The following is a 7,975-nucleotide window of genomic DNA, read 5'->3' on the forward strand; positions in this document are numbered from 1 at the left end:
TCACTTCAGCCGGCTCGACGCGAGGATCGACACGAGGTGCAGCAGTGTCTGCACGAGCGCGATGGCGGCGAGCACGGCGATCCCGAGGCGGGTGAAGAAGAGGTCGCCGCGGATCTGGTCGATCACCGCGAGCACGATGATGAGCAGCGAGGCCTCGATGCCGAGGATCAGCCGGTGGAACTGGAGGGCGGCGGCGGCCCGGCGGGCGAACGCCATCCCGGAGGAGCGGGGCTCGGCCGCGGCGTCCTTGACGACGGGCAGCCCGCCCTGGTGGCGGGCGACGCCGACGAGGTCGGTCTCGGACTTGATGAGGATCGCCCCGAGCGCGGCGAGCGTGCCGAGGAAGGCCCACAGCCAGTCGATGCGGCCGGTGCCGAAGAGGTCGGCGCCGCGCAGTCCGAAGCCGACGAGCACGGCGGCGTCGGTGAGGTAGGCGCCGACCCGGTCGAGCCAGACCCCGCTCAGCGAGAACTGCTTCTTCCAGCGGGCGACCTCGCCGTCCACGCAGTCCAGGAGCAGGTAGAGCTGGGCCATGACGGCCCCGAGCACGGCCCCCGGGATGCCCGGCCACAGCAGCGCCGGGCAGGCGAGGACGCCGAAGAACGTCATCAGGTAGGTCAGCTGATTGGGCGTGACCTTGGTGTTCACCAGGTACCGGTCTATGCGCAGCGAGATCTCGCGCATGTAGATCCGGCCGGCCCAGTGCTCGCCGCTGCGTCGGTCCTTGACCCCGGCGGGGTGGACGACGGGGCGGAGTTCAGCTACCGATGGCCTTGGCATAGTCGGCGTACGCGTCCTTGATCTGGTCTGTCGACAGGTTGAGGTGTTCGAGGATCGTGTAGCGGCCCGGTCGGGTCTGCGGGGCGAACTCGACGGCCTGGACGAACTCGTCCACCGAGAAGCCGATGTCACCGGGCAGCACGGGCTGCTCGTGGCGGCGCAGCACCTCGGCCATGTGACCGGCCTGCTCGCCCGCGCCGCGCAGGTGCATCGCGAAGACCGCGCCCATTCCGCACTGCTCGCCGTGGCTCGCGGCGCGCCGGGGGAAGAGCAGGTCGAAGGCGTGGTTGATCTCGTGGCAGGCGCCGGAGGCGGGGCGCGAGTCCCCCGCGACCGACATCGAGATGCCCGTCATGACCAGGCCCTCGGCGAGGGTCTGGAGGAAGTCGTCCTGGCTGACGTCGCCGGGGTGGCGCAGGATCGCCTCGCCCGCCTGACGGGCCATCGCCGCGGCGAGGCCGTCAATCGACTCGCCGGTGACGCGGTGGGACAGCTCCCAGTCGGCGACCGCGGAGATGTTGGAGATCACGTCGCCGATGCCGGAGCGCACGTAGCGGGCCGGGGCCTCGCGGATCACGTCGAGGTCGATCACGACGGCGATCGGGTTCGGCACCCCGTAGGAGCCGCGCCCCGCGTCGTTGTCGAGGGTCGCGACCGGGGAGCAGAGCCCGTCGTGCGAGAGGTTCGTGGCGACGGCGACGAGCGGCAGCCCGATGCGCGCCGCGGCGTACTTGGCGCAGTCGATGATCTTGCCGCCGCCGAGGCCCACGACCGCGTCGTAGTGCCCGGACTTCATCGCGTCGGCGAGCCGGATCGCGTCGTCCAGGGTGCCGCCGCCCACCTCGTACCAGCTCGCGCCCGGCAGGGCCGGGGCCAGCCGCTCGCGCAGCCGGGCCCCGGAACCGCCGCTGATCGCGATGGCGAGCTTGCCCGAGGCCGAGATCCGCTGGTCGCACAGCACGGTCGCGAGATCGTCCAGGGCGCCGGGGCGGATGTCGACGGCGAGCGGGGAGGGAATCAGCCGCGTCAGTACCGGCACGCGATCTCCCGCCCCTTGGCCAGGTCCTCGTGGTTGTCGATCTCGACCCAGCTGACCTCGCCGATGGGGGCGACATCGATGGTGAAGCCGCGGTTGACGAGCTCCTGGTAGCCGTCCTCGTAGTAGAGCTGCGGGTCGCGCTCGTAGGTGGTCCTCAGGGCGTCGGCGAGCTGCTCGGCGGCGTCGCCCTCGATGAGGGTCACGCCGATGTACTCGCCGGTCGCCTCGGCCGGGTCCATGAGCTTGGTGATCTTGCGGACGCCCTTGCCGGGCTCCACGACGACCTTCATCTCCTCGTCGGCGAGCTTCTTCACCGTGTCGAGGGCGAGGATGATCTTCTTGCCCTCGCCGCGCGCGGCGAGCAGCGTCTTCTCGACGGAGACGGGGTGGACGGTGTCACCGTTGGCGAGGATCACCGAGTGCTTGATCGCGTCGCGGCCGCACCACAGGGAGTAGGCGTTGTTCCACTCCTCGGCCTTGTCGTTGTCGATCAGCGTGATCTTGAGGCCGTACTTGGCCTCCAGGGCCTCCTTGCGGTCGTAGACGGCCTCCTTGCGGTAGCCGACGATGACCGCGACCTCGGTGAGGCCGATCTCGGCGAAGTTGCCGAGCGTCAGGTCGAGGACGGTGATGCTCTCCTCCTGGCCCTCGGGCCCGACCGGCACCAGCGCCTTGGGCAGGGTGTCGGTGTAGGGGCGCAGACGCCTTCCGGCGCCGGCCGCGAGCACGAGGCCGATCATGCGGTTTCTCCTTCGTCGTGTACGGCGGGTGCCCCTGCGGACACCCAGAAGCGGATGCTCTCGAAGAGCACCACGAGGGCTACGAGCACGGCAAGGACCGTGAGCGCGGTGGCGAAACCGCTCCCGCCGAGAACCAGCGCGCAGAGGGCGACCAGCAGGGTCCTGCCCTCGTGTCCAGCGATGGCCAGGGTGAGCAGGCGGGGCGGAGCGCCGGTGCCACCGCGGATGCGGTACACCGTGTCGTAGTGATGGTAGGCGACCGCGGCGACGAGCCCGAAGGCAGCGGGAAGCGCGCCGTGCGTGTCAGCGCGCGCGGCGAGCAGCAGGACGGTGCCGTACTCGGCGGCCCGGAAGAAGGGCGGTACGAGCCAGTCCAGGGCGCCCTTGAGCGGCCGCGTGACGGCGAGCGCGGAGCACACGGCGTAGACGGCCGCGCCGAGGACGGGCCAGGCCGAGCCGTACGGCGTGAACGCGGCGCTCGCGGTGACGGCGGCGCCGCCGAGCAGCGCGAGCACCGGCACCGCGATCCCCGGCAGGGCGCGGCCGAGCGGGCGCAGCGCGCGGGCCAGGAGGCGGGCCAGGGGGCCGGAGTCGGCGAGGTCGGCGAGCGCCTGCGCCGCGCGGTCGGTGCGGGTCGCCTTGCGGGTCACGGAGCGCAGGAGCCGTCCCGCGGTCGTGTAGCAGGCGGCGAGGCCGCAGCCGATGAGCAGCACGACGAGGGTGACGCGGGGCGTGGTGCACGCGGTGAGCACGGCGATCATCGCCCAGCGCTCGCCGATGGGCAGCACGATCATGCGGCGCAGCCACACGGTCCAGCCGACGGCGTCGAGCTTGCCGGAGAGCGCGGCGGTCGGGCTCGTGTTGGCCCGGGCGTCGTGGTTGGCCTCGGTGAAGGAGAAGTCGACGACGTGGCGGCAGGTCTGGAGGACCATCGCGCCGAGCGCGAGCGCCCACACGTCGTCCCCGCCGCGCGCGGCGCCGAGGGCGAGGCCCGCGTAGTACGCGTACTCCTTGGCGCGGTCGAAGGTCGCGTCCAGCCAGGCGCCGAGGGTCGAGTACTGGAGGGAGTAGCGGGCGAGCTGGCCGTCGGTGCAGTCCAGGACGAACGAGGCGAGGAGCAGCACGCCGGCGGCGACGTACCCGGGCCGCGTCCCGGTCGCGGCGCAGGCCGCGGCGATGAGCGCGGTGAGCAGCGAGGCGGTCGTGACCTGGTTCGGGGTGAGCCCGCGGCGCGCGCACCAGCGGGCGAGGTAGCGCGAGTACGGGCTGATGCAGTGGGTGGTGAAGAAGCCGTCGCGGGCCTTGACCGCCGAGCGGAGCCGGACCGCCTCCTCGTCCACCGCCTCCACGGACTGCCGCGCCTCGTTGCGCTCCTGCGGGCCCTCCGGTACGGCGGCGACGAGCGAGCCGAGGTCGGGGCGGTGCACGGCCGTGCCCTCCGCGTCGAGGAGCCCGGCGAGCAGATCGGGCAGCGGGTCCCCGGCGTCCGTGCCGGGCAGGACCTCGGTGCCGCCGGTACCGCCGTCCTCGGCGGGCATCGGCTGGCGCAGCGGGTGCGCGGGGGCGAGCGGGGCACCCTGCGCGGCGGGCGCCGCGCCGCGCACGGCGCTGTCGAGGGCGTGCGCGAGGGCGGGGCGGGCCTCGGGCCGCACGGTGACGGCGCCGGGCACTGCGGCGGCGGGGAACCGGGGGTCGGTGAGTCCGAGCCGCAGGGAATGGGTGTGGCCCACGAACCGGGAGTCGACGAGTGCGACGCGTTCCCCGGCGGGGACGCTCGCGAGGGCACTCGGGGTCTGCGACGGCTCGGTGACGACCCGCACCCCGAAGCCGAGCGCCCGCAGCTCACCCTCCAGGGGCGAGCCGGGCACCGGCGGACCGGTGAGGATGGCGGTCGACAGAGGAACTCACTCCTTGGGGGCCGGCCCGGCGCCGGGCCGGGCAGCGAAGGGGGGTGACAGACGCCGCGGACCACACCGGGGGGAGCGTGAGGGGCGGGCGTCGGCTGAGGTTATCCGATGCCGTGTACCGGGGGTTCACCACCCGTTCACGCCCGAGGACGGCCGATACGCGTGATCATCATGCGCGATCGGGGGGCGGGTTCCCAAACGCGCGGGGGCGTATCCGGACGAACGGGATTCCCCGGTCCGGCCCCCGCGGCGAGGGAGCGGCGGCGGCAGGACGGGGGCCGGACGGGGGTGGGCCGGGGGTACGGCGAACAGGCCCGTAAAACCCCCTGTTCAGGCCAATGACAACGGTGTTCAGCCCCGTGTTGCCCCGCCGGGTCCGGTAAGGGTTCACTGACCGCGAGAAGGGGAGGCACCCATGGGCCACGACCATGCGCACGGCACCGCGACGCACGCCCACCGGGGACGGCTGCGCGTGGCCCTCGCACTGACCCTCGCCGTGATGGTGGTCGAGATCGCGGGGGGCGTCCTCTCGCACTCGCTCGCGCTCGTCGCGGACGCCGCGCACATGGCGACGGACGCGCTCGGCCTCGGCATGGCGCTGCTCGCCGTGCACGTCGCCGCGCGTCCGCCGAGCGACACGGCGACCTTCGGGTACGCGCGGGCGGAGATCCTGGCGGCGCTCGCGAACTGCCTGCTGCTGCTCGGGGTCGGCGGCTACGTCGTCTACGAGGCGGTGCGGCGCTTCCTGGAGCCCGCGCAGACGGACGGTTCGCTGGCGCTCGTGATCGGTGTCGTGGGCCTCGTCGCGAACTGCGTCTCGCTCGGGCTGCTGCTGCGCGGCCAGGAGGAGAGCCTCAACGTGCGCGGGGCCTTCCTGGAGGTCATGGCCGACGCGCTCGGCTCGCTCGCGGTGATCGTCTCGGCCCTCCTCGTCTGGCTCACCGGCTGGCCGTACGCGGACACGATCGCCTCGCTGCTGATCGGGCTGATGATCGTGCCGCGCACGTGGCGGCTGCTGCGGGACACGCTCAACGTGCTCCTGGAGGCGGCGCCGCGCGGCGTCGATCTCGCGGAGGTGCGGGCGCACATCCTCGGCACGCCGGGGGTGCGGGCCGTCCACGACCTGCACGCCTGGACGATCACCTCGGGGATGCCGGTGCTCTCCGCCCACGTCGTGGTCGACTCCGCCGTGCTCGACTCGGTGGGCCACGAGAAGATGCTCCACGAGTTGCAGGGCTGCCTGGGGCACCACTTCGACGTCGAGCACTGCACCTTCCAGCTGGAGCCCGCCGGGCACGCGGAGCACGAGGCGGGGAGCTGCCTGTAACGGGGCCCTCCCTGCGGCGGGCCTCTTCCTCGCGCTCTCCCCGTGGCGGGCCCCTCCCCCGGCGCTCCCCGTGGGGCCGCGCTCTCCGGTGCTCGGCGCCCGCCGGTCGCGGCCCGGGGCGGCCACGACGCGTGGGCGGGCGGTTGCGGGCCGCACGGGCGGCGTACGGCAGACTTGGGGCAAGCCAGAAGCGAAGGATGCGTATGCCGATCTCATCAGCCACCGCGGCCGACAGTTCCTCCCCCTCCGCCAGCACCGAGGAGATCCTCCTGGAGCTGGTGGACGAGAGCGGGACCACCATCGGTACGGCGGAGAAGCTCGCCGCCCACCAGCCCCCGGGCCGGTTGCACCGCGCCTTCTCCGTCTTCCTCTTCGACCGCGAGGGGCGGCTGCTGCTCCAGCGCCGCGCGCTCGGCAAGTACCACTCCCCCGGCGTCTGGTCGAACACGTGCTGCGGCCACCCCTACCCGGGCGAGGCCCCTTTCGCCGCCGCCGCGCGCCGCACCTTCGAGGAGCTGGGGGTCGCGCCCACGCTGCTCGCCGAGGCCGGCACGGTGCGCTACAACCACCCCGACCCGCTCTCCGGGCTCGTCGAGCAGGAGTTCAACCACCTCTTCGTCGGGCTCTCCCCGAGCGAGCTGGCCCCGGACCCCGAGGAGATCGCCGAGACCGTCTTCGTGACGCCGCGCGAACTGGCCGAGCGGCACGCGCGGGACACCTTCTCGACGTGGTTTCCGACCGTGCTGGACGCGGTGCGCCCGGCGGCGCGGGAGCTGACGGGCGGCACGGCCGACTGGTGACCCCGGCGGCCCCCGCGCCCCTGCCGCCCCCGCCCGGCGGCGGGGGCTCCTACGTGGGCGGCCGGGGAGCGGGAGGCCGTCCGGCGGGCGGCCACGACGGGGGCGGGTCCTCGACGGGCGGGCGAAGAGCGGAGGACGCGGAGGGCTCGGGGGCGGACCCGGGCGGGTCGGCCGGCTCGGGGACCGATCGGGACGCGGTCGGCTCGGGGGCGGGCGGCACGGACGGCTCGGGCGCGGACGGCCCGGGCGGCTCCGGTGCGGCGGGTCCCGGCGCGTCCGGTTCCCGCGGGGGCGGTTCCCGCCTCGCGGGCTGCCGGGTGGAACGTTCCGGCACTCGCGCCCGCGGGTCCCGCGCGGGCGGCGAGAGCGGCAGGGCGGCCCAGCAGACCTTCCCGCCGCGCGCGGTGTGCTCGACGTCGCAGGCGCCGCCCTCCTCGCGGACGATCTCCCGGACGAGGAGCAGCCCGCGCCCCCCGGTCTGCCCGGCGTCGGCCTCCAGCGCGGTGGGCCGGTAGGGGTGGTCGTCCTCGACGGCGACCCGCACCCAGTCGGCACCCGCCGCCACCTCGACGGCGAGCTCGGGCGAGACGACGGCCGCGTGCCGGACCGCGTTGGTGACGAGCTCCGAGACGATCAGCAGCAGCCCCTGGACGAGGTCGGGGCCGAGCGGGACGCCCTGGCGCCGCAGCAGGTCCCGCACCGCGTGCCTGGCCTGCGGCACCGAGACGTCGACGGCCGGGGCGGTGAAACGCCATACCCCTTCCCAGGGCCTCGGCCCGGCGTCCTCGCTCCCGTCTCTGTCCATGTCCGGCTCGTCGTCGTCGCGTTCGGTAGTCACCACGCGCCCGAGTGTCGGCACGTCTCCGGCCCGCACCACCCCACTGACCACAAGTGATCGCCCATTGCCCGTTTCCGACCACCTTCGGTCGTCCACCGACCGTCTCTTGCCACAACCCGCCCGCTCCGGATCGCGGCGCCCCGGTGCCGCCACGGTCCCGCCCTCCGGGCCCCTGCCCAGACGTACCTACCAGTAGGTAACGTACGGGTATGAGTGAACCGACCCGCACCCCGCTGCCCGAGCGTGCCGCGCGGCGTTGCCACAACGCCGTCAATCCGCTGCACTCCTTCCACTACTTCTCGCCCGAACTCGGCGAAGAGATGGGCGGGATCGGGCTCACCGACTCCTCCGCCGTCTACCTCGCCACCCGCGCCGCCGCCTTCGGGCCGGTCGGGGCCGGGGTGGTGACCGCGAGCTTCTACAACTTCTCGCCGGAGCTCGTCGCCCGGCACGTGCCCGCCGTGTGGGAGAAGGCCGCCCCCGAGCAGGTGCTCCGGGCGCGCCTGCGCACGGTGGACCGCTCGTTGCGGCGGCTGATCGGGGA

Annotated in this window: 7 protein-coding genes and 1 pseudogene; 3 read left to right on the forward strand and 5 right to left on the reverse strand. The window is 73.8% G+C overall.

The window, feature by feature from the left end:
- Genes SSBG_RS02675 through SSBG_RS02690 form a run of 4 tightly spaced genes read right to left on the reverse strand, consistent with a single transcriptional unit; the run spans position 1 to position 4,457 of the window.
- Positions 1–780 carry a CDP-alcohol phosphatidyltransferase family protein gene (locus SSBG_RS02675; protein ID WP_199781328.1) on the reverse strand — a complete coding sequence of 260 codons (780 nt, stop codon included), beginning with the start codon at positions 778–780 and terminating at the stop codon, positions 1–3.
- The gene (locus tag SSBG_RS02680; protein ID WP_008744694.1) at positions 758–1,819 is read right to left on the reverse strand and encodes an iron-containing alcohol dehydrogenase family protein; all 1,062 of its coding nucleotides are present in this window, start codon (positions 1,817–1,819) and stop codon (positions 758–760) included. Before SSBG_RS02680 ends, SSBG_RS02675 begins: the two co-directional genes overlap by 23 nt.
- Positions 1,807–2,559, reverse strand: a complete 753-nt coding sequence (locus SSBG_RS02685) for a sugar phosphate nucleotidyltransferase (protein ID WP_008744695.1) — start codon at positions 2,557–2,559, stop codon at positions 1,807–1,809. The genes SSBG_RS02680 and SSBG_RS02685 overlap by 13 nt, the downstream gene beginning before the upstream one ends.
- Positions 2,556–4,457, reverse strand: coding sequence for a DUF5941 domain-containing protein (locus SSBG_RS02690; RefSeq protein WP_037868785.1), 1,902 nt, complete (start codon positions 4,455–4,457; stop codon positions 2,556–2,558). Before SSBG_RS02690 ends, SSBG_RS02685 begins: the two co-directional genes overlap by 4 nt.
- 424 nt (positions 4,458–4,881) lie before the next feature.
- Between SSBG_RS02690 and SSBG_RS02695 the strand changes: the two genes are divergently transcribed.
- Both SSBG_RS02695 and idi read left to right on the forward strand, forming a co-directional pair.
- Complete coding sequence (locus tag SSBG_RS02695; protein ID WP_008744697.1) at positions 4,882–5,793, forward strand: cation diffusion facilitator family transporter; 912 nt, start codon at positions 4,882–4,884, stop codon at positions 5,791–5,793.
- 203 nt (positions 5,794–5,996) lie between these two features.
- The gene (gene idi, locus SSBG_RS02700) at positions 5,997–6,593 is read left to right on the forward strand and encodes an isopentenyl-diphosphate Delta-isomerase (RefSeq protein WP_008744698.1); all 597 of its coding nucleotides are present in this window, start codon (positions 5,997–5,999) and stop codon (positions 6,591–6,593) included.
- A gap of 358 nt (positions 6,594–6,951) precedes the next feature.
- Here the strand turns inward: idi and SSBG_RS02705 are convergent.
- Positions 6,952–7,398: pseudogene (locus SSBG_RS02705) on the reverse strand (ATP-binding protein); the annotation flags it as partial.
- A gap of 242 nt (positions 7,399–7,640) precedes the next feature.
- Between SSBG_RS02705 and SSBG_RS02710 the strand changes: the two are divergent.
- Positions 7,641–7,975, forward strand: a 335-nt coding sequence (locus SSBG_RS02710) for an SCO6745 family protein (RefSeq protein ID WP_008744700.1), incomplete at its 3' end; no start/stop codon positions are given.

Source organism: Streptomyces sp. SPB074, assembly GCF_000154905.1.
GTDB lineage: Bacteria > Actinomycetota > Actinomycetes > Streptomycetales > Streptomycetaceae > Streptomyces.

Excerpts from the sequence above, each read along its gene's own strand:
- idi (WP_008744698.1), top strand. The coding sequence starts at position 5,997 with ATGCCGATCTCATCAGCCACCGCGGCCGACAGTTCCTCCCCCTCCGCC.
- SSBG_RS02695 (WP_008744697.1), top strand. The coding sequence starts at position 4,882 with ATGGGCCACGACCATGCGCACGGCACCGCGACGCACGCCCACCGGGGA.
- SSBG_RS02675 (WP_199781328.1), bottom strand. The coding sequence starts at position 780 with ATGCCAAGGCCATCGGTAGCTGAACTCCGCCCCGTCGTCCACCCCGCC.
- SSBG_RS02685 (WP_008744695.1), bottom strand. The coding sequence starts at position 2,559 with ATGATCGGCCTCGTGCTCGCGGCCGGCGCCGGAAGGCGTCTGCGCCCC.